Origin of the sequence: Thermogladius sp. (assembly GCF_049970955.1) — an archaeon.
Lineage (GTDB): Archaea > Thermoproteota > Thermoprotei_A > Sulfolobales > Desulfurococcaceae > Thermogladius.
Genome location: NZ_JBMFLY010000070.1, coordinates 1 through 4,085, shown reverse-complemented (window position 1 = coordinate 4,085; position 4,085 = coordinate 1). Strand labels below are relative to the sequence as shown.

The 4,085-nt window shown below is 58.9% G+C and carries 3 protein-coding genes and 1 pseudogene; 3 read left to right on the top strand and 1 reads right to left on the bottom strand.

What is annotated here, in order from left to right; all coding sequences use genetic code 11:
• Positions 1-410: pseudogene (locus tag ACP5VX_RS06395) on the bottom strand (hypothetical protein); the annotation flags it as partial.
• 109 nt (positions 411-519) lie between these two features.
• Between ACP5VX_RS06395 and ACP5VX_RS06390 the strand changes: the two are divergent.
• The 3 genes from ACP5VX_RS06390 to ACP5VX_RS06380 all read left to right on the top strand — a co-directional run bounded on the left by ACP5VX_RS06390 (position 520) and on the right by ACP5VX_RS06380 (position 4,064).
• Positions 520-1,143: a LysE family transporter gene (locus ACP5VX_RS06390; protein WP_428725053.1), complete on the top strand. Its 624-nt coding sequence runs from the start codon at positions 520-522 to the stop codon at positions 1,141-1,143.
• Between the two features lie 102 nt (positions 1,144-1,245).
• Positions 1,246-3,087, top strand: coding sequence for an ABC transporter substrate-binding protein (locus ACP5VX_RS06385; protein ID WP_428725052.1), 1,842 nt, complete (start codon positions 1,246-1,248; stop codon positions 3,085-3,087).
• 5 nt (positions 3,088-3,092) lie between these two features.
• Positions 3,093-4,064 (top strand): ABC transporter permease, encoded by a 972-nt coding sequence (locus ACP5VX_RS06380; protein WP_428725051.1) that lies wholly within the window; start codon positions 3,093-3,095, stop codon positions 4,062-4,064.
• Positions 4,065-4,085 lie beyond the last annotated feature (21 nt).

Below are 4,085 nucleotides of genomic sequence, written 5' to 3'. Positions count from 1 at the left end.
AGCCTAGCCTGCTCGTCGCCAACCATCACCGTCACGTTCGTTATACCGGTGACCACCGACAGGAAGCGGGCGCCCTGGACGCCCGAGACCACCCGCAGTACGTCTCGGGTCGAGCTCGAGTCGTAGGTAATGACAGTGACCCTGGTCTTCACTTCGATGCTCGTCTCGCCGAGGATCTTCTCGACGCTCGACACGTCAAGCGGGCTCATCTTCCTCGACAGCCTGACAAGGGCCACTTTAATGCTCTCGACCGACGCGTCGAAGCCCAGCTCCTCGTCTACCACGGGTTTGATCATCCTGGCCACACTGGAGTAGTTCGCGACACCGGACGCCAGGCACTCTTTGAGAAGTGGGCTGTTCTCAATAATCCTCTCGACGACACCCGTGATAGACTCCTTCTTCTCCTCCACGGTCGCACACCATTGGTCAGTGTTCTACCTGTTTCAACACTGAAACGGGATGTACATACACGCTTATTAGTCTGAACCACTTTAAAACCCTCCCCAACGGCGTCTAGACATGAGCGTCAAGAAGAACCTCCTCAGCGTGGTAGCGGTTAGCTCGACTGGCGCCCTTGCACCGGGCCCGCTCTCCTTTACCGCGGTGGCCTCGGGGGCCTACGTAGGGGCTCTCGGGGGTCTCATGATAGCGACAGGGCACATGGCCTTCGAGCTCCCCTTCACCATGGCCCTCGCGAAAGGTGTGGGCGGGGCTCTACGGGATAGGAGGGTCAAGCTCGCCTTGGACGTAGCTTTTGTCGCCTCCGCCCTCTACTTCTCCTACCTCACGTTCAATTCCGCACTAGACCCATCCAGCAATAACGCTGCGGGGGCCACGACCCTCCTGTCAGCACTCGCAGCGGGCTTCCTGTTGACGGGTTTGAACGCTTACTTCATAGCCTGGTGGCTGACCGTCGGCCTCCCCGTAGTGAAGGTCTTCAGCGAGGCCCGCTCGCTCGCTAAGCTGGGGTACTACTTCTCGCACGTCTCGATAGACTACGCCTGGCTCACCCTCCTCTCGTTCCTCGGGTTCGTAATCTCCACGCAGTTCTACACGCTGATGTTGATCGGGATAGGCGTGGCCCTGGTAGCGATGGCTGCCAGGCACCTCTACGCGGCCGTCTTAAAGCCCCTCCTCGCATGATCTGTCCGTATGTTACATTTGTTACACGTTCACGTATAGGGTTTGACGCGATCGTAAGCACTCTTTAAATACCTGTACCGCGAGTCAACCCACGCCTATAGGGTGGCGTGCTTGAGGAGGCCCGGAGTATTGGTGTTGGTCGCGGCTCTCGTGCTAGCCTCCATACTACCAGTCACTCAAGTGAGCGTGGCCCAGGCCACCAAGGTGTTCAGGGTCGGGTGGGGAGGGACTAGCTTCGACACGTTCAACCCCTTCACCACTTACGCGACGATCTCTGTGTGGCTAACGCTCGACGTCTACAGTAGGCTTGTGAGGCCCACGGAGAACTACACGGGCTTCGTACCCGACTTAGCGGAGAGCTGGGAGATCAAGGGGGACAGCGTCGTATTCCACCTCGTGCACAACGCCACTTTCACCGACGGCCACCCCGTTACTGCGGAGGACGTAGCGTACAGCTACTACCTGGCTAACCAGAGCTGGAGCTCGCTCTCGCCCTACGTGGCCATGGTGAAGGACATCAAGGTAATAGACAACTACACGATCGAGTTCTACGTGACGAGCCCCACGCTCTTCATGCTCGAGGCCGCCATCAACATACCCATAGTCCCCAAGCACATATGGGCCAACGTGAGCGACCCCTCAACATACCCCGACAACCCGCCTATCGGGAGCGGGCCTTTGAAGGTCGTGGAGTTCAAGGAGGGACAGTACGCCGTCCTAGAGCCCAACCCGAACTTCTACTACCCCAGCTGGCTGCCCAAGGTCGACAGGATAATCGTGAAGTTCTACAGCGACGTCACCTCGGCTACTAACGCCCTGCTGGCTGGGGAGATAGACGCGGTCGGCCCCTACATCGCTTCCACGCTGATAAAAACAGTCGCTAACAACCCCAACCTCTACTTGTTCAAGTCGCCGCCTACGATGTTCTTCTACCTGGCCTTCAACGTAGACCCGAACGGCACAGGCAACCCCACCTTGAGAGACCCGAACGTCAGGCTGGCGCTCGCCCACGCAATAAACGTCTCGTACGTCTGCGGGATAGGATGGCCCGGCGCTGGAGAGCCGATGGGCACCGTCATGCCCTCGACTAACATATTCGCGGACAAGGACTTGAAGCCGTACAGCTTCAACCTCACGCTGGCAGCCCAGATACTAGACCAGGCCGGCTACAAGCTGGGGGCCGACGGGGTGAGGGTGTCGCCCAGCGGAGTGAGGCTCGAGTACAACCTGCTAGTCCCCAGCAACATGCCCGAGGCGATAAAGGCTGCGCAGGTGATAGCGCAGTGGTGGGGCCAGATAGGCGTTAAGGCCAACGTCCAGCCGATGGACACCGGTAGCATGTCCGCGATAATATGGAAGAAGGTCAACAACACCATAGTCCTAGGCCACGACATGGACATATGGGACTGGTTCGTGGCACCCAACGACGTCTTGTTCCTCAACGTCTTCCTGTCCAACATGAAGCTGACGGGGGTGTCCGACTCCGGCTACGCCAACCCCGTCTACGACGCCACCTTCGAGAAGCTCTACAACGCGACCAGCCTCGACGAGCTCAAGAGCATAGCCTACAGCCTCCAGGAGATGCTCCACAGAGACCTCCCATACATACCGCTCTGCGAGGTCTGGGCTGTCCAGGCTCACAGCAAGGCCTTCACAGGCTTCGACTACGACTGGCCGTCCGGCCCCTTCGGCGGTAGCGACTGGAGGACCTTCCTGAACGTCCAGTTGGCCTCCTCCTCGCCGTCGACCACTACCTACACTCCCACGAGCAGTAGCCCCGTAGCGACGGGGACAGCGGCTCCCACAGCCACGAGCACCACGACTCCTACACCACAGAGCCAGCCACAGTCCGGCGCCCAGCCCTCCAGTACGTGGCTAGTTGTTGGAGTAGTGGCGGTAGTCGTCGTTGTGGCAGTCACAGTCTACGCTTTGAAGAGGAGGTGACACCTTTGGCCTACAGGAGCTTCGTTCTGAGGAAGTTTTTTACTCTCGTCTTAACCCTCTTCATCATAACACTCGTAAACTTCGTACTGTTCAGACTACTCCCCGGAGACCCCATCATGCTCCTGTTCAGAGACCCCAGGCTCACGCCCGAGCAGATCGACTACCTGTACCACAAGTTCGGGTTGGACAAGCCCTTGTGGGAGCAGTTCTTCATCTACCTCTGGAACCTGCTGAGGGGCGAGTGGGGGATATCCTTCGCGTACAAGAAGCCAATAATGGAGATACTGATACCCCGGATAATCAACTCGCTAATACTGGTCATCCCGGCCACGGTACTCTCGATCCTCCTGGGAGTGGTTACGGGAGTAGTAGCGGCGTGGAAGAGGGGCGGCTTGACAGACGCCTTCGTCTCCTTCGTCTCGCTGGGGCTCTACTCCCTACCCACGTTCTGGCTCGGCGGGATATTCATATTCCTCTCTATAAACTACTGGAGGCTACCAGTCGGGGGGATGCTGAACTACGGTGTCGACCACAACAACCCGCTCGCCTACCTCGGGGACCTGTTCACGCACATGACTCTACCCCTCGCCACGCTCACCCTGGTCTCATACGGCAGCTTCACACTGACGGTCAGAGGCGCTCTACTAGACGTCCTCTCCGAGGACTACATCAGGACAGCTGTCGCGAAGGGGCTGAGTAGCTGGAGGGTGTTGAGCAGGCACGCACTCCCCAACGCCATGCTCCCCACCGTGAGCCTCACCGCCGTCAGCCTCGGCACGGCGGTGACGGGCTCCGTGCTGACCGAGACGGTGTTCAACTGGCCGGGGGTCGGGAGGCTCATCTTCGACGCGATATCAAACAGGGACTACCCCCTGCTCCAGGCCGGCTTCTTAGTAATAACGATAAGCGTCCTGCTGGCCAACTTCCTCGCGGACATAGTCTACGGCCTCCTAGACCCCAGAGTAAAGTACAGGTAGGTGAGCACGCATGGCTGGACG

What these genes read in the sequence shown, in the direction of transcription:
- ACP5VX_RS06390 (WP_428725053.1), top strand. Translation starts at nt 520, where the DNA reads ATGAGCGTCAAGAAGAACCTCCTCAGCGTGGTAGCGGTTAGCTCGACT.